Origin of the sequence: Amphritea opalescens (assembly GCF_003957515.1) — a bacterium.
Lineage (GTDB): Bacteria > Pseudomonadota > Gammaproteobacteria > Pseudomonadales > Balneatricaceae > Amphritea > Amphritea opalescens.
Map to the genome: position 1 here is coordinate 16,486 of NZ_RQXW01000005.1, position 16,213 is coordinate 32,698.

General features: G+C 47.4%; 15 protein-coding genes. 4 read left to right on the forward strand and 11 right to left on the reverse strand.

The window, feature by feature from the left end; genetic code table 11:
- Positions 1-212 precede the first annotated feature (212 nt).
- Together EH243_RS06655 and EH243_RS06660 are read left to right on the forward strand one after the other, a co-directional pair.
- Positions 213-770 carry a DUF1285 domain-containing protein gene (locus EH243_RS06655; protein ID WP_126157869.1) on the forward strand — a complete coding sequence of 186 codons (558 nt, stop codon included), beginning with the start codon at positions 213-215 and terminating at the stop codon, positions 768-770.
- A 166-nt stretch (positions 771-936) separates the two neighbouring features.
- Positions 937-1,803: a LysR family transcriptional regulator gene (locus EH243_RS06660; protein WP_126157870.1), complete on the forward strand. Its 867-nt coding sequence runs from the start codon at positions 937-939 to the stop codon at positions 1,801-1,803.
- A gap of 48 nt (positions 1,804-1,851) precedes the next feature.
- Here EH243_RS06660 and EH243_RS06665 read toward each other — a convergent pair whose 3' ends face one another.
- The 3 genes from EH243_RS06665 to EH243_RS06675 form a co-directional block, all read right to left on the reverse strand.
- On the reverse strand, positions 1,852-2,907 hold the full coding sequence (locus EH243_RS06665) for a quaternary amine ABC transporter ATP-binding protein (protein ID WP_126157871.1): 1,056 nt from the start codon (positions 2,905-2,907) through the stop codon (positions 1,852-1,854).
- A gap of 11 nt (positions 2,908-2,918) precedes the next feature.
- Positions 2,919-3,956 (reverse strand): ABC transporter permease, encoded by a 1,038-nt coding sequence (locus EH243_RS06670; RefSeq protein ID WP_126157872.1) that lies wholly within the window; start codon positions 3,954-3,956, stop codon positions 2,919-2,921.
- 152 nt (positions 3,957-4,108) lie between these two features.
- Complete coding sequence (locus EH243_RS06675; protein WP_126157873.1) at positions 4,109-5,080, reverse strand: glycine betaine ABC transporter substrate-binding protein; 972 nt, start codon at positions 5,078-5,080, stop codon at positions 4,109-4,111.
- A gap of 438 nt (positions 5,081-5,518) precedes the next feature.
- Here EH243_RS06675 and EH243_RS06680 point away from each other — a divergent pair, with 438 nt between their 5' ends.
- Positions 5,519-6,604 (forward strand): mandelate racemase/muconate lactonizing enzyme family protein, encoded by a 1,086-nt coding sequence (locus EH243_RS06680; protein WP_126157874.1) that lies wholly within the window; start codon positions 5,519-5,521, stop codon positions 6,602-6,604.
- Positions 6,605-6,625: 21 nt separating this feature from the next.
- On the opposite strand, the gene EH243_RS06685 is transcribed toward EH243_RS06680, so the two are convergent.
- The 8 genes from EH243_RS06685 to metG form a co-directional block, all read right to left on the reverse strand.
- Positions 6,626-7,525 carry a LysR family transcriptional regulator gene (locus EH243_RS06685; RefSeq protein ID WP_126157875.1) on the reverse strand — a complete coding sequence of 300 codons (900 nt, stop codon included), beginning with the start codon at positions 7,523-7,525 and terminating at the stop codon, positions 6,626-6,628.
- 142 nt (positions 7,526-7,667) lie between these two features.
- A complete protein-coding gene (locus tag EH243_RS06690; RefSeq protein ID WP_126157876.1) occupies positions 7,668-8,561 on the reverse strand; it encodes an NAD(P)-dependent oxidoreductase in 894 nt (297 codons plus the stop codon).
- A gap of 88 nt (positions 8,562-8,649) precedes the next feature.
- Positions 8,650-9,396 (reverse strand): class II aldolase/adducin family protein, encoded by a 747-nt coding sequence (locus tag EH243_RS06695; RefSeq protein WP_126157877.1) that lies wholly within the window; start codon positions 9,394-9,396, stop codon positions 8,650-8,652.
- A 49-nt stretch (positions 9,397-9,445) separates the two neighbouring features.
- Complete coding sequence (locus EH243_RS06700) at positions 9,446-10,393, reverse strand: 2-hydroxyacid dehydrogenase (protein ID WP_126157878.1); 948 nt, start codon at positions 10,391-10,393, stop codon at positions 9,446-9,448.
- Positions 10,374-10,730 carry a DMT family transporter gene (locus EH243_RS06705; RefSeq protein ID WP_126157879.1) on the reverse strand — a complete coding sequence of 119 codons (357 nt, stop codon included), beginning with the start codon at positions 10,728-10,730 and terminating at the stop codon, positions 10,374-10,376. Before EH243_RS06705 ends, EH243_RS06700 begins: the two co-directional genes overlap by 20 nt.
- A 332-nt stretch (positions 10,731-11,062) precedes the next feature.
- Complete coding sequence (locus EH243_RS06710; RefSeq protein ID WP_126157880.1) at positions 11,063-12,046, reverse strand: serine/threonine protein kinase; 984 nt, start codon at positions 12,044-12,046, stop codon at positions 11,063-11,065.
- Between the two features lie 18 nt (positions 12,047-12,064).
- Positions 12,065-12,529, reverse strand: a complete 465-nt coding sequence (locus tag EH243_RS06715) for a CYTH domain-containing protein (protein ID WP_126157881.1) — start codon at positions 12,527-12,529, stop codon at positions 12,065-12,067.
- Positions 12,530-12,607: 78 nt separating this feature from the next.
- Positions 12,608-14,653, reverse strand: coding sequence for a methionine--tRNA ligase (gene metG / locus EH243_RS06720; protein WP_126157882.1), 2,046 nt, complete (start codon positions 14,651-14,653; stop codon positions 12,608-12,610).
- Between the two features lie 305 nt (positions 14,654-14,958).
- Between metG and EH243_RS06725 the strand changes: the two genes are divergently transcribed.
- Positions 14,959-16,209 carry an HDOD domain-containing protein gene (locus EH243_RS06725; RefSeq protein WP_126157883.1) on the forward strand — a complete coding sequence of 417 codons (1,251 nt, stop codon included), beginning with the start codon at positions 14,959-14,961 and terminating at the stop codon, positions 16,207-16,209.
- Positions 16,210-16,213 lie beyond the last annotated feature (4 nt).

The following is a 16,213-nucleotide window of genomic DNA, read 5'->3' on the forward strand; positions in this document are numbered from 1 at the left end:
ATGTATCAGGGGCTTAAGCCCAAACCGTCTTATCAGTGACGTGTTATTGGACTGGTTGAATCTTTGCTTTTTAAGTACCATCTATTCTAACAATGAATGATGTTCATATGTTTAAGTTATAAGGTGAAATTTAATACAGTCAATATGAGCCGATTTAATGTCAACTGAAATACAATACCGATAACCCTGTTTCAGATAGTCAAGGAGCCCTCGTGAGCGAAAAAAAACTGGATCTGGCATCCCTTCAGCAACAGTTGGGAAATGAACCTCAAGAAAAGCGTTCTTTGCCACCGGTACATCTTTGGAAGCCTGAGTTTTCAGGTGATCTAGATATACAGATCACCCGCGATGGACGTTGGATTCATGAAGGCGGTGAGATTAAACGTCCAGCCATGGTTAAGCTATTCTCGACGATTTTATGGCGCGAAGGAGATCGTTATTTTTTAGTCACGCCGGTGGAGAAAGTGGGTATACAGGTTGAAGATGTGCCGTTCTTTTTTACTCGGCTGGATGTCCGTCAGGGGCCGCAAGGGCAGGAGTTAGTGTTTACCTCATCCACGGATGATGAGGTGATCGCCTCAGCGGAACACCCTTTGCGGGTGGAAACGGTGCCCGGCACGGATGATGAGCCGGCTCCCTATCTGATGGTGCGTTACGGGATGGAGGGACGACTCAATCGTAATGTTTTCTATCAGCTGGCAGATTTGGCAGAGGAACATAATGGGGTCTTCGCCGTACAGAGCTGTGGTCAGTGGTTTGTGCTTGAGTAGTGCCTGTAGATCGGCTTACTAGGTGCAAACCAACGCTAGTTATAAAGCAGCGACAATGGACGATAAATACGATCGAATAATCTACAGTTATCGACGCTTTAAAATAATAATGAGTTAGTCAAATGTTACATTGTTGGCTGCATGTAACATAACGAAAGGTTGGTATATGAAACGGCTAGATTTTAATCAGTTAGCGACCTTTGTCGCGATTGTAGATGCGAGAAGTATTACCAAAGCGGCCGCCTCATTGCACCGAACTCAGGCGGCGATCAGTATTCAGTTGAAGAAACTGGAAGAGGGGATGGGCAAGCAACTGCTCAACCGCAGCTATAACCAATTTACCTTGACGCGCGAAGGTGAAATTCTTCTCTCTTATGCCCGTCGAATTCTTAAGTTATCTGAGGAAGCGTTTAATGCTGTCAGTGATGAAGAGATCACTGGGGTAGTTCGATTTGGTATTCCAGATGGCTATGCTCGGGCGTTTATACAGAATGTACTGCGACAGTTTATCCATCGATTCCCTAAGATTCGCATACAGATTAAAAATGATGACAGCCATAATTTATACAATAGCTTACACCTTGGTGACCTCGATCTTATTCTTGTTACTCGGCATCTAGATGAGTCGGGTGGTGAGCTGATCCGTAGAGAAAAAATTTGCTGGGTGGCCGCTAAAGATTACCAACTCGATATGAATCGTCCCCTCCCGCTTGCACTCTATGAACAGGGCTGTACTTATCGCAAAAATATTGTGGATAAGCTTAATCAAGCGGGTAAGGATTGGTTTGTTTCGTTTGAGTGCCAGGGCGTTACTGGGTTTGATATCGCTATTTCTAATGGCCTTGCTATCTCGGCCGCATCGGAATCATTGGTAAAAGAAGAGTGGCGCATTATTAAACCCAATGAGGGTTTGCCGGATCTGGGTAATATCGAAGTTGAGTTACACCGCATACCCGGTGAAGGAAGTGAAGCGATTCGCTGTTTTGCCGATGAGCTAACACGTCAAATCAGCAATATTCATATGGATGGATAAAAGTAAGCCCTGAGTCTTCCTTGCATCAGAGCTTATCCTAACCTTTGTTTAGGCTGCCTGAGTGCCTTCATCTGAAGGTGTTCGAGGCACCAGTGCTCTAACGAGGTCTTTCATGCAGATAGTCCCGATGGCCTGTTCGTCTTTCATTACCTGATACACTTTGTTTGTATCGCCATCTGAGTGAGAGATAACGCTTTCCAGTGTGTCATTGTAATCAACTTGGCCTACGGTTTTAATGGATGGTTCAGCTAGCGGGTGCATAACTGAACGAACCCGCAGCACTCTAGCTCGGTTGATATCACTGACGAAATTTTCAATGTAAGGGTCTGCGGGGTTGAGCAGAATCGCCTGTGGCTCTCCTTGTTGTATCACTTCACCATCTTTCAAAATGACCAGATGGTCAGCAAGCTTTAACGCTTCATCCAAATCATGACTGATAAAGATAATGGTTTTATGTAGCTCCTTCTGTAATTCGAGTAACAAATCTTGCATATCAGTACGAATCAGGGGATCCAGTGCCGAGAAGGCCTCATCCATCAGCATCACCGCTGCATTGGAGGTCAACGCTCGCGCAATACCAACACGTTGTTGCATGCCCCCCGAGAGTTGGCTTGGATAGTGATTTTCAAATCCGGATAAACCAACGCGGTCAAGCCATTTTATCGCTTCAACATCCGCTTCATTGGCGCTAATACCGCGGATTCTTAAGGCGGTGCCCGCATTTTCGAGCACCGTTTTATGAGGCAGTAAGGCGAACTTCTGGAACACCATCGACATATCCGTTTGTCTCATTTTGCGGAGATCATCGTCAGACAGTGTCATCACATCAACACCATCAATCAGAATCTGTCCGTCCGTTGGTTCAATCAATCGATTGAAGTGACGGATCAGGGTCGACTTGCCAGAGCCTGATAATCCCATAATTACCGTAATATCACCGTCTTTCATATCGACGTTGATATCTTTAAGGCCCATGACATGGCCGTGTTTTTCCATTAATTCATTTTTTTCAACGCCCTGTTTCGCAAACTCAAGTGCTGTTTGGGGGGCAGGGCCAAAAATTTTGTATAGATTTTTAATCGATACTTTAATCATCTTAGTCATTTTGGTTTGCCTCAGTGGCTATTGTGAGAAACGTTAACGCGAGCCAGTGCTGCTTTGCTGACGCGATCTAAGAGAATGGCAAGAATGACAATACAGAAGCCAGATACCAACCCAACGCCTAATTCTAGATTGTTAATACCACGCAATACGAGGACGCCTAAGCCAGGTGCAGAGACTAATGAGGCGATAACCACCATCGCTAATGACATCATGATGGTTTGATTGACGCCGGCCATAATGGTGGGCAACGCGAGGGGCAGCTCAACATTTAATAGTTTCTGCCGTGCTGTCATGCCGAAGGCATTGGCCGCTTCGATAATATCTTGATCGACCAAGCGGATGCCTAAATCCGTTAGACGAACCACAGGGACGATGGCATAGAGAATAATCGCAATACCGTAGAGTTTGGATTCGGTCACGCTAAAGAGAAAGATTAAGGGGATCAGATAAACGAAAGTAGGTAGTGTTTGCAGCATATCTAATACAGGAATTGCTGACTTCTGTAGTCGATCATACTTTGACATTGCGATCCCTATGGGCACGCCTATGAGCACGCTCAAACCGGTACAGATAAAGATGATCGCCATCGTTTGTACCGCATAGGTGTAGTGATCGATAAAGGCGAGAAATAACCAGGTAATAGCGACGAGTAAAGGGGCGCCCTTTGAGCGTGTTGTAAAATAAACGGCTAAGATGGTTAGGCTGATCAATAACCACCATGGTGTCGCAACAAAAAGCCAGAGGGTGCCATCGAGAAGCCAGCTAAGAGGCTGCGTTAAGGGGTCTAACACAAACTGTAGGCTGCTTTTGATGCTCAGAAAAAACTGCTCTACACCGTTAGTCATATCGCGGGTGCGGGGAATCGCACTACAGGCTGCATGCAAATTATCTAATGAAGGAAAAGGCATATCCCATAACGAAGTATCTGCCTCACTGGTCTTGTTACTTTTAGCCAGTAATTGGGCCATGGTCATGGGACCGTCTTGCTTGGTGGTGCCGCACCAGTCCTGCAACCCCAATGTGCTAAACATCGAGTCATAAAATGCCATAACGTTATTCCTGTTTTATTTTTAATACTCGGTAACATCTATTGTGCTTGGCTATGCTCATCTATAAAGCATGCAATGTAATGCACAATGAATTACCCATGTCGTCAGAAAATGGAATCCCTTGCTGTAGCGGATTCCATGAATAGAATACTTTAATTCAGCAGCGCAGTGAGTTTTGCGCGAGCATCATCATTGATCCAAGAAGACCATTTATCTTGCTGTGTAGTAATGAAATAGACAGCCGCTTCTTCTACTGAGGATTTGTTCTCTTCTTGCCATGCGAGCAGTTGATTCATTTCATCCCCAGTAAAACTAATATGTTTCATTAGTTCATAAATATCCGGCTCTCGGGTGGCGAAATCAGTCGTTACCCCCGTGATAACGGTTCCCGCCTTAATAGACGTTTTTTGAGGGGTTGCACAATCTTTTGATTCAGCGCATTTGTATGCGTCGGCGTCGAACGGTCCCAAATCCACAGCGACCATGGGGTATTTTCCTAGTACAGCGGTGGGTGCCCAGTAGTAGACGAAGATAGGTTCTTTGGCTTCGTTCGCGGATGCGATAGCTGCTGCCAATGTTTCCCCTGAACCATGATTAAATACCTCCATACCGTGGCCGGCAAAATCGAAGGCCTTAATCAAATTATCGTTAATGATGCGAAGTCCCCAGCCATCGGGGGCGTTGTGAAACTTGCCGCCAACGAGTTCTGGATTAGCGAGAACGCCATCGATGGTTGATAGCTGTGGATACTGGTCCACTAAGTATTGAGGTACCCACCAAGCATCTTTGCCGCCGTCAGAGATGACCTCTGTGGCGGTGAGCACTTTGCCTTGTTGTTCAAGTTCGGTATACAGAGGCACTGAATTGAGCCACAGCTCGGTGACTATGTCCGGTTTGCCGGTTTCAGCAATGGAGGTAACCGACGGCACTGTTGACGTCGGTACGGTTTGTACGGTGCAACCATAACCTTGTTCCATCAGAAACTTAGAGACGGACGTTACTAACTGGGAAGATGACCAGTTCATCTCACTAATACTGACTTCACCGCATTGGGCATAGACAGATGAAGACATAATAGAAGTACTAGCCATAAGTGCTGCGGCAGCTATAAACGATTTTTTCATTCTATATACCCTTACTTGGATTATTTTTATCTAGGTTCAGTGAGTGTGCCAAGGGTTCACTAACATAAGAGATATGTATTCGATGGATCCGAAAACCTCTGATACTGATACTAGAGCGATAGCGAGGTGCTTGTTAAATTTATAATTCTTTCAAAGATTTTAAATAGAATTTATGAGCAATGAGGAGGTATTCGTAACTGTTTGATTTTTATAGTAATTATTTTATTCAGTCAGTGGGTATAAAATTTATTTAATAAGTTGTTAAATTGAATAAATTTCAGTTGGGTTCTGGGGTGCTCTAGGATGGCTTCAATGTTACCGGAATGGCAGGCCTGAAGGTTACGGTTTATAGGATCAGATGGGTATGTATTTGTCATTTTTGTCCGGAATAAAGTTGAGTAAAGCTATAAATCTGTTGCTGACAGGACAGGAGTGCATGTGAAAATAACGAATATTGAAACATTGAAGGTTGAGATTCCGCTGCAAAAGCCGTTGATTACGGCCATTCATAAAACCGAAACGGTTGGTGTGGTGGTTGTCAGGATCGAAACAGATACCGGGCTTGTCGGGGAAAACTATGTTTTCACACTTAACAAGGATCGTTTGGTCGTATTTGAAGCGATGATTCGTAGTTTGAGTCCATTTCTCATCGGTCAGAACCCAGTGTATGTTGAAAAAATCTGGAGCGACATGTGGAATGACTGTAATCCTGTAGGCCAAAAAGGCATTTCTATCTCGGCGATCTCTGCATTGGATACCGCATTATGGGATCTGTTAGGTAAGCAGGCTAACATGCCGCTTTATCAACTCTTTGGTGCCTGTCGCGATAAGGTGAAAACCTATGCCAGCAGTGGTTTATGGTTATCCGCGAGTATTGATGAGTTAATCGAAGAGGCGCACGGTTTTATCGATCAGGGATTCCGGTCGATGAAGTTGCGTTTGGGTAAAGAAAATCCTAAAGAGGATGTAGCTAGGGCGAGCGCATTACGTGATGCTATTGGTGATGATATCGAGATTCTCACCGATGCAAACCAGTCACTGACCCCCCGTAAGGCTATTTCGCTAGCAAGGCAGTTGGAAAGCCTAAATATCGGTTGGCTGGAAGAGCCGGTACCCGCCCATGATCTTACAGGCCATGCGAGGGTTTTAGATGCGATCAATATTCCCGTGGCGAGTGGCGAAACTGATTACACACGGTTTGGTATGAAGAATATCCTCGATAGTGGAGCAGTCGATGTGCTGATGCCGGATTTACAACGCATCGGTGGCTTGAGTGAGTATCGTAAAACGGCTGCTTTAGCATCTGCTTACAACATTCCTATTTCTACCCATATATTTACTGAACAAAGTCTCAGTATTGCGGGTTCCTGTGCAAATTGTATTTCCGTTGAGCATGTTGATTGGTTTGCGCCGATCTATCAGGAGAAAATACAGATAAACGACGGATATATTGCGATACCGCAGTCACCGGGACTCGGTTTTAATTTCGATTACGATTATATTAATAGCCACTTGTGGACCTAAGAATAGCGTAAAACGGAGCGATTAAGCTCCGTTTTTGGATCTGTTGTTAGTCTGTTGATCAGCCCCATACTGTTGGATAAAAGGCGTTGCTTTCAGTCCCTCGATGGCTTGGCGAACAATCGCCTCGTTTTGGCGATTGTTCGCCACGGCTAAGCTGATAGTGAGGCTAAACTCAGTTGCGCCCTTTACCTGATATAACCGGCCTTGTTGCAGAAGCGGCTGCACGGTTGAAAAGGCGAGGTAGGCAGAGCCTCCACGCTGGAGGATCTGTTCCAGCGCCTGTGATTCTAGTGCCAGCGTAATCCGGTGGTGTGGGACATCGGGGTACTCTCGGTTATGTTGTTCTTGAAATTGATGCCCCCAGTTAACATAGATATAACCGTCGGCCTGTCCAGTACCGACCTCTCTAGGTTCTGATGAAACCAGAATCAACGGTTCAGAAAACAGTGTTTCATAATGCACATTGGGTATCTGTTGTGGTTCAAATACCAGTGCTAGATCTAATAGCCCCTCCCGCAATTCATGCAATAGAAACGATGAATAGTCTGATTGAATCCGAGTCGCGACACCGGCTGCATTGAGATTCATCCAGTCTAACCAGTCTGAATAAAGCTTGCTCCAGTAGTGAACGGGAATCCCTAGGCTGACAATACCGTCGATATTGGGTGGCAGGGCAACCTCTTGTTGCGCCTGTTGCCAAGTTTTGATGACTGAAAGGGCATAGGGGTAAAACACTTTGCCGCCATTGTTGAGTGCGACGCCATCGCGTTTACGGGTGAACAGTTCCCTATTCAAGTGAGATTCTAATGCTTTAATTCGCGCACTCACAGATGACTGAGTGATGTGGAGGTTTTCTGATGCTTTTTGAAAGCTACCGGTGATGGTGACTTCTAAAAATGCACGGAGATTTTCTATATTCATACCAGCCTTGAATGTCTTTTGGCAACTGATCTAGCTTTGAGATTAACTAAGTTAGTGTCAGGTCAGTATCTTAGGAAGGTGTGAATAAGTCCAGTTTGCTTTCAGGAAGAAGAAGCTGGCAGGTGACTGCCAGCTGGATAAGCTAGCTGCGTAGCGGTTGAGCCGATTGTTCCTCAATTAATTTGAGAACGCTCAGGTGGGGTACTTCTGGGCCATACTTTTCGGTGGCTATTTGATAGGTGGCATAGACCTTATCGGCCAAGGTCATCTCAATACCGAGGTGGCTTCCCAGTTCGGTGATGAGACGCATGTCTTTAGTTGCTAGGCCCAAGGCGAAGGATTGGTCATAACTACCATCCAGCACTTTAGGAATATAATTATCGACGACGTAGCTTTGTGCACAGCTGCTTTGTAAAACATTATGCAGTACTGCCAGATCAAGCTGGGCTTTCGCGCCCATCATCAATGCTTCGCCGATCCCTTGTGCGACCAGATAATTCAGGTGTAACTGGGCTAACTTTGTTACATAACCGGCACCGGCAGGCCCCATGCGAACAGCTTTCTTAGTGAAGGCGTGAAGTAGTGGTGCCCATTGTTCTAACACCGGCTCATCAATACCCAGCAACATGGTCAGGGTGCCTGCGGCGGCACCTTCTGATCCGCCGGTCACGGGGCCATCAATAAGAGTTAGATCGGCAGGCGCGGCATTACGTACCTTTTCCCATTCTGCTAATTCATTAGTGCTGGTTTCAATCCAGGTAGCGCCGGGTAGTGCATTTTCGAGAATGCCTTCGCTACCGAAGGCGATTTGATTCACCTGTACTGAGCTTGGTAGCGAGGTAAAAATCAGATCGCATTGTTGGGCAATCTTTTTGACCGTTTCGCCCGCAGAAGCCCCCTTGCCAACAAAGTGATCCACCACTGTTGGGTTAAGGTCCAATACGAATAGCTCAAACGCATTAGATTGACAATACTTCAGCAGATTAGCTGCCATGCCTGAGCCCATGTTGCCCAGTCCGATAAAGCCTATTTTCATTGTTCTATGCCTGTGAATTTAGCTATTTAAGGGCAGACGGCTGTTTTCATCTGCCCGTAAAACATCATGCTGTGTCATGGAAGATGACTCAGAACTTGTATGATGGATCTGCCCGGTCGCACTTGCGCAGTAGAGCTGGCCATTCATACTTACCTGGCGAAAACGCTTCATATTGCTTCGATGCGAGAGCCCACAAGGCAGGATCACCATATTCAAGTTCGAAACCAGAAGCCGTTGCTTGCAGTGCGACTTCACAGGTGCGAATGAGGTAGTACATGTTCATGAAACATTCGCCTGCGGTTTCACCAACGGTCAAAAAGCCGTGATTACGCATAATCAGACAGCTGTTGCTACCCATGTTTTCAGCGATGCGATGGCGCTCGTCAGGATCGACTGATAAGCCTTCCCAATCATGAAAGCCCACTTTCCCATAGAGCATGGAAGAATCCTGAATTAGAAAGGGTAGCTCTTTAAAGGCGGTGGCCGCGGTACAAGATTTTGGATGAGCGTGAAACACGAACTTATTGTTTCGATGCTGTTCGCTCAGGTGAATAGCGCCATGGATGATAAAACCCGCGGTGTTCACATCGCTAGGGCCTTCTAATACATTACCTTCTTCGTCAACCTTAATCAGGTTAGAGGCTGTTACCTCTTCATAGTTAAGACCAAAGCAGTGCATATAGAAGTGGTGCTCAGAGCCGGGTACTCGGGCAGTAATATGATTCCAGATAGTATCGTCCCAACCAAACATATTGGTTAAGCGAAACATGGCGGCTAGGTCAATACGAACCTGTTCCTGTTGCTGTTCGAGCGTTAGTTCACTGTTTGTGGTCATGCTGGAAGTCTCTAATTGTTATGGTTAAACGTTATCCGTCACGACTCGCTTAACGAAGGGAGTCAGTTTTGGGGTGTTGATGCATAGGAAAGGGTTGTTCGCCGTTTTCAATGCGTCGAATATTGTCGGCAATCAGCTTTACCGCAGAGCGGGCATAGGTTGCACCTGACATGTGCGGGGTGACTGTCACCTTAGGATGCTGCCAATAGCATGATGACTGTGGCAGTGGTTCTATTTTGAAGGTGTCGAGTACGGCCCGGCTAAGTTGTCCGTTGTCTAGGGCGCTGAGTAGGGCTTCATCATTGACGATGTCTCCACGGCTGATATTGATCAACATGGCGCCAGCCGGCAACTGGTTGATCAGATCGTTGTTGATGAAGTGCTGTGTCGAGTCATTCAAGGGGAGACAGTTGACCAGCACATCCGCCTGCTCAAGCGCTGTAGGTAGTTGATCCGTTGAGTTAAAGCAGCGAATATCATCTAACTGTTGAGGGTAGGCATCCCAGCCGGTGACTGAAAATCCGTTCACATTAAGGCAGTTAGCAACGGCTTTACCGACGGCGCCTAACCCCAGAATCGTTATATTGAAAGCCGCGGGCTGACATATGTTATGACGACACCAGGTTGCTTGTTGTTGCTGTGTTCGGTAAGTGTCATATAAACGGTGTTGATCCATCACCCAATAAAGTACATACAGCCCCATATCTTTGATGACTTCAGGGTCGATCAAACGAACGATAGGGACATTTGGTACCTCTTTATCAGCATCTATATGCTCAGTCCCCGCACCGAGTAGCAGAATGCCTTTAAGGTTGGGGTAACGCTGCAAATCGCCAGGAGGGTGATTCCAAATAACGGCATATTCTATCTCGTGGGCAACCTCATCTAGGTTGTCTGTTTCAGGATAGATATACAGGGTTTGCTCAGGCAGCGCGGTTGTTAGTGCTTGATACCAGCTTTGATTGTCATAGCCGTTGTTATTGAGCAGAATGGACATTGTCGGTCTCCACTGATTGATGACTGACCTGGTGCAGGCCGATAACGCCAATAAGAATTAAGGCAATAAAGAATAGTTTGGGCAGAGTGGTTGGTTCAGCAAAGTAGAAAGTTCCGATTAGGCTGATGAGCATGATGCCGACCCCAGACCAGACCGCATAAACCACACTGACATCAATCGTTTTTGCACTGAGTGTGATTAAAGTGAGCGCGATGCTGAAAAAGGCAAAGGTTAGCACCGACGGCAATAGGTGACTGAACCCGTCAGATAGCTTGATACAGGTTGTACCTGCCGTTTCAAAAACGATGCCTAAAAGTAACAATACCCAGCCATTCATCCCATCGTACTCACAAATAATTTAATCGTAATATCAGCTTATTCAGGCTATCTGTAAAACGGAAAATAGTGTTCAGGGGTATCGATAAAATTTGAGGCTCTCAAGGAGATGGCATTAACAAGATATTGTGCCCTGAACATGAGGCCTGTCGGTGTGAGAGTGACATGCGGGCGAGAAGGTGACTGGTGAAGACTAAAGACGTGAGGGTGCTTGGCCTTTTAGTGGTAAAGGTTAAGTGTTTAATAAAGGATAGGGTGCGATATAACCGTGGTGGTTAAGCCGACATTCGCTGGAGTGAATGCCGGGCTTTGAAGCTAACGGTATCTAAGTGCTTAGTTATACAGTTGCAGTGAGGGTTCTTGCAGGGCAAACAGTTGCTCTCTCAATTCGAGAATATGTTCGCTCCAATAGCGCACCGTATTAAACCATGGGAAGTTATGCGGAAACGCGGGATCTTCCCAGCGTCTAGCGACCCAAGCGGCATAATTCATAATGCGCAGCGTGCGGAGGGTTTCGGTGAGTCGTAGTTGGGCTGGGTTAAAGTCACAAAATTCGCGGTAACCCTCGATAATTTCTAACAGCTGAGCCTGCTGACTCTCACGTTCGCCGGAGAGAAGCATCCAGATGTCCTGAATAGCGGGGGCCATACGTGCATCGTCGAAATCAACAAAGTGCGGGGCATTATCGCGCCAGAGCATATTGCCGATATGGCAGTCACCGTGCACTCTAATATGGTTGATGGGTTCGCAAAGCTGCCAGTGATTTTCCATCAGCTTAAGAAGATCGGCGGTGAGTGTATCGTAAGAGGTTTTCAGTTCAGCGGGAATGAACTGTTCGCTGATCAATTGGGCGCTTTGATGTCCGTAGCTGGCGATATCAATGGCGGGCCGGTGGATAAAAGGGCGACTGGCACCGATGGTGTGGATGCGGCCGAGCATACGTCCAAGGGTGAACAGGTTGTCCATATTATCCAGTTCGGGGGCGTGCCCGCCTTTACGAGGAAATAGGGCAAACATGAAACCTTCATAATCGAACAGGCTAACGCCGTCACGCTTGAGCGGCGCCACGACGGGAAGCTCCTGCTCTAGAAGTTCAAAGCAGAACTGATGCTCTTCGAGTATCTGCTCTCGGCTCCAGCGGGCGGGACGATAAAACTTAGCGATTAAAGGTTCACTGTCATCAATGCCAACCTGATAGACGCGGTTTTCATAACTGTTTAGACCAAACACCCGTCCATCACAGAGATAACCGAGGCTTTCGATAGCATCCTGAATAAAACTGGGGGTCAAATGTTCAAACGGGTGGGCTGTGCTCATCGGGACTGCGCTCATGGGTTACCAGTTTTTGAAAGGATGGGTCAGTAGGTTGGAGTTGTAATAGCGTTTGTCGCCGGTGACTTCTTGGGTGATCCATTCCGGCAGTGCGGGTTGTTCGCTTTCGCTATCCAGTTCGACTTCGGCCACGATCAGTCCCTGATTGTCACCGCTAAAGATATCCAGTTCCCAGAGGTGCTGTTGATGCTGGATCAGGTAGCGTACTTTATCGACCACCGGCCCTGTGCAAAGCTCATCGAGCATCTGACGGGCATCGCTCAAGGGGATCTCATATTCAAACTCACTGCGAGAAAAGCCGTGGGTGGCGCCCTTGAGGGTGAGGAAGGCTTTGTCGCCCATGATACGCACACGCACGGTGGTTTTATCGGCCGTTTGAATATAGCCCTGGCAGATGGTGAGTCCCTGTTCGGGTAGTTCGACCTTATCAATATCTACCAGAAATTTCCGTTCAATTTCCTGTGCCATACCGTTTCCTCAATCAATAAAAAAGGCACTCTGCAGTGCCTTATAACGATAACATATCAAACATTAACCGGATGTGGGTTACATGATACGCATGCCAGGCTGAGCGCCATCATGGGGTTCGAGGATCCAAAGATCTTTTCCACCGGGGCCTGCGGCTAACACCATCCCTTCAGACATGCCGAACTTCATCTTACGTGGCGCTAAGTTTGCGACGACCACCGTTAGTTTGCCTTGCAGATCTTCTGGGTTGTATGCCGATTTAATGCCCGCGAATACATTGCGGGTTTCACCGCCAAGATCTAGGGTTAACTGAAGCAGTTTATCGGCACCTTTAACGTGTTCCGCTTTCGCGATCAGCGCAACCCGTAGATCGACCTTGGCGAAATCATCAAAGTTGATCTCATCGGCGATAGGGGCTTTCTCCAACTCGCTTTTGACGGCGGTCGGGGCGGCTGGCGTTGTGGCAGCGATAGCCGCCAGTGTGGCTTTACTATCTTCGATCATCGCTTCAATGCTGCTCTCTTCAACCCGCTGCATCAGCGGCTTAAATTTGTTGATCTGATGATCTAGCAGCGGTGTTTTAATCGCATCCCATGCAAATCCATCGATGTTCAGGAAGGCGGCGGTATCCTCTGCCACCTGAGGCAGTACGGGTGCCAGATAGGAGATAATGACCCGGAACAGGTTAATGCCCATGGTGCAACAATCTTGAACCTGTTGCTGTTTATCTTCCTGCTTCGCTAAGACCCAAGGCTCGGCGGCATCGATATATTGGTTTGCTTTATCGGCCAGATGCATGATTTCACGCATCGCTTTACCGTATTCGCGGGCTTCATAGGCATTGGCGATCAGTTCACCGGAGGCGATCGCTTCGTCGTACAACGCCGGTTCGCTTAATGTGCTGCCTAGCTGGCCATCAAACTTTTTGTAGATAAAGCCGGCACAGCGGGAAGCGATGTTCACCACCTTATTAACGAGGTCGGCGTTTACCCGCATACGGAAATCGTCCAGACTCAAATCGATATCATCGATACCGGAGCCTAACTTGGCGGCGAAGTAATAGCGCAGGTATTCAGGGCGCAGATGTTTAAGATAGGTCTCCGCCATAATAAAGGTGCCGCGTGACTTGGACATCTTCTGACCGTTAACCGTCAGGAAGCCGTGGCAGAATACTTTGGTGGGGATGCGGAAACCCGCACCTTCCAACATGGCTGGCCAAAAGAGGGTGTGGAAGTAAGCGATATCTTTACCGATGAAGTGATATAGCTCGGTGTCGGAATCTTTATTCCAATACTCATCGAAGTCGGCACCGTTTTTATCGCACCAGTTTTTAAAGCTGGCGATATAACCGATCGGGGCATCCAGCCACACATAGAAATATTTACCCGGCGCATCGGGGATTTCAAAACCCCAATATGGCGCATCACGGGAGATATCCCAGTTTTGTAAACCGGATTCAAACCACTCGTTGAGCTTGTGGATCATCTGTTCTTGAACGCAGGTATCGACCCAGTTGCGCAGGAACTTTTCGAAATCACCTAGTTTGAAAAAGTAGTGTTCAGATTCTTTTTCAATCGGTTTAGCACCCGAGACCGCGGAATAAGCGTTCTTCATATCGACCGGGCTGTACGTTGCGCCACAGACTTCACAGGAATCGCCGTATTGATCCTGCGCGCCGCATTTAGGGCAGTCACCCTTGACGAAACGGTCTGGCAGGAACATCTCTTTTTCAGGGTCGTAGGCTTGTGTGATGGTTTTACGGTCGATATGACCAGCATCACGTAGGCGGCTATAAATCAACGATGAGAAGTGTTTGTTCTCTTCTGAATGGGTGGAATAGTAGTTATCAAAACCCACCATAAACCCTGCGAAATCACGCTGATGTTCTTGGCTTACCTGATTAATCAGTGCTTCTGGCGTGGTACCCATTTGATCTGCTTTGAGCATAATGGGGGTGCCATGGGCATCATCGGCGCACACATAGGTGCAGTGGTTGCCGCGCTGGTTTTGGAAGCGAGTCCAGATGTCAGTCTGGATATACTCTACCAGATGTCCCAGATGGATAGGGCCGTTGGCATAAGGCAGAGCGCTGGTAACAAGAATCTTACGTTGTTTGTCAGTCATGATTCAGAGCAGGTCTAGGTTCAGAGATAAGCGCGCAATTTTACTCTTAAATGATTGAGAATACAGCCATAAAGGGGATCTTTTTTGCTCGCCAGAGGAATCCAAGTGCAGCGAATATTCTCACTATAGTGGGCAGTCATCATTGGCAAGTCGGGTAAATAAGACTACAACTTAATGAGTATCAGAATAATGCTTCTGAGTTGTAGGTGCCTATCTCAATACCTTTTCTGTTTCAGCAGTAACTGATGGCGGATGGCTGTGGGGTTGAATACAGGAGATCGCGCTATGAATAGGTGGAGACGATTATGTTCGAATATATTCTTAAGGAAGATCAGGTTGCCGTGCTGTGGCTCGGTAAACCGCTGGTTGATCTGAGCATTATCCCCGCCGAATTAGAGGGTAAGATTAGCATCGATCTGGTAACCGCGCCTGAACAGGCGATGGAGATGCTCGACAAACAGCACTATCAGGTGATGGTTATCCAGTTAGGCGTGGGGGATTTTGAGTTACGTTACCACTGGTTGCGTCAGGTTGTGGCAAAGCACCCCGGTGTTATACGCATTATGTTGAATGATGGGTTGCAGCCCTATCAGGTGGCCAAAGCGTCGGAACTCTGTCACCGCTCGCTCTTAATGACTGCCGGTGTGACCGAGTTGTTTAATGAGGTGAGTGAGAGTTTTCACCTGATTCAATCATCTAATAAGCCGGTTGTAAGGGAGTATGTCGGGGCGATCGAGCGGTTGCCCTCTTTGCCGGGCGTTTATGTCGCCTTAAATGATGCCTTAGCATCGGATATGTCGGAGGCCGCAGATATAGCGGCGATTATTGAACGGGATCCCGCGATGAGTGCGAAGATCCTGCAATTGGTGAATTCTGCCTTTTTTGCCCTGAGTCGCAAGGTGTTTAAGATTAAGGATGCGGTGGTGATGCTGGGGGTGCGACAGATTCGTGATCTGTTTTTAGTGTCCCGTCTATTTGAGCATTTTCCGCAGACACAAAGCTGGTCGGCTTTCTCATTTGAGAACCTGTTCGACCGTTCGATGGTCGTGGGGCGTTTTGCGCGGGCCATTTGCCGTGAACAGCGAGTCGGTGCTGATATTGCCGATAAAGCCTTCTTAGCCGCGTTGTTGCAAGATATCGGTATGCTGGTGATCGCGACCCGCGAAGCTGAACATTATGCTGAGGTGTTGCGCGAAGCCGCATTATTGAATCAACCTCTCTATGCGGTTGAAAAGCTCCGTTTGGGGGTGACGCATATGGAGGTGGGGGCTTATATGTTAGGGCTGTGGAATCTACCACCGGAGATCGTTGAGGCGGTGTTGTACCACTCCTTCCCAAATGCCACGACGAGTGAAAAATTCACGCCGCTCACCGCGGTGCATTTAGCGGATTCGATTTTGCCCGATGTGGTGAATATCAATGATTGTCGTATCTGTAGCCAAGTCAGTATGAAATACCTAACCCGCTTGGGGTTGCAGAATAAGTTGCCTCTTTGGCAGCAGATGTCTGAAGAGTTTGCCTCGCAGCTCTATTCGGGGGCTGGTCATGGGTTTTAAACCC

Coding starts and splice junctions, on each gene's coding strand:
- EH243_RS06675 (WP_126157873.1), bottom strand. CDS start 5,080: ATGAAAAAATCGTTTATAGCTGCCGCAGCACTTATGGCTAGTACTTCT.
- EH243_RS06715 (WP_126157881.1), bottom strand. CDS start 12,529: ATGGCACAGGAAATTGAACGGAAATTTCTGGTAGATATTGATAAGGTC.
- EH243_RS06705 (WP_126157879.1), bottom strand. CDS start 10,730: ATGAATGGCTGGGTATTGTTACTTTTAGGCATCGTTTTTGAAACGGCA.
- EH243_RS06710 (WP_126157880.1), bottom strand. CDS start 12,046: ATGAGCACAGCCCACCCGTTTGAACATTTGACCCCCAGTTTTATTCAG.
- EH243_RS06665 (WP_126157871.1), bottom strand. CDS start 2,907: ATGACTAAGATGATTAAAGTATCGATTAAAAATCTATACAAAATTTTT.
- EH243_RS06700 (WP_126157878.1), bottom strand. CDS start 10,393: ATGTCCATTCTGCTCAATAACAACGGCTATGACAATCAAAGCTGGTAT.
- EH243_RS06695 (WP_126157877.1), bottom strand. CDS start 9,396: ATGACCACAAACAGTGAACTAACGCTCGAACAGCAACAGGAACAGGTT.
- EH243_RS06685 (WP_126157875.1), bottom strand. CDS start 7,525: ATGAATATAGAAAATCTCCGTGCATTTTTAGAAGTCACCATCACCGGT.
- metG (WP_126157882.1), bottom strand. CDS start 14,653: ATGACTGACAAACAACGTAAGATTCTTGTTACCAGCGCTCTGCCTTAT.
- EH243_RS06690 (WP_126157876.1), bottom strand. CDS start 8,561: ATGAAAATAGGCTTTATCGGACTGGGCAACATGGGCTCAGGCATGGCA.
- EH243_RS06670 (WP_126157872.1), bottom strand. CDS start 3,956: ATGGCATTTTATGACTCGATGTTTAGCACATTGGGGTTGCAGGACTGG.
- EH243_RS06725 (WP_126157883.1), top strand. CDS start 14,959: ATGTTCGAATATATTCTTAAGGAAGATCAGGTTGCCGTGCTGTGGCTC.
- EH243_RS06660 (WP_126157870.1), top strand. CDS start 937: ATGAAACGGCTAGATTTTAATCAGTTAGCGACCTTTGTCGCGATTGTA.